The sequence below is a fragment of the Bartonella sp. AA86SXKL genome, assembly GCF_042196885.1.
Genome location: NZ_JBHIRE010000503.1, coordinates 1 through 260 on the forward strand (window position 1 = coordinate 1; position 260 = coordinate 260).

The 260-nt window shown below is 35.0% G+C and carries 1 protein-coding gene; it reads left to right on the forward strand.

Annotation, left to right across the window (positions count from 1 at the left end):
* Positions 1 to 14: 14 nt before the first annotated feature.
* On the forward strand, positions 15 to 260 hold a 246-nt coding region (locus ACFIO5_RS12900; protein WP_375705619.1), incomplete at its 3' end, for a hypothetical protein.

Here is a 260-nt window from a genome sequence, read left to right on the forward strand (position 1 = left end):
CTGCAATAGGAAAATTGGAAACATTATCAGTACCTAGAGAGAGGCAAGATCATAGTATTAATACATTATACAGAATTAACGAGACAACTATTGAATTGGATAATGTATTGCTCAAAGGCAAAAAAAATTCTTACGACGATGAATTAGATGAGTTAATTACTATTGAAAATGGTACATTTATTCGTAAATTTGGTGGCGATTTTGGTGGCGATGATGAGCCGGTGGGTTTTGGTAGTGCTGTATATTCAGCGCTAGATGCA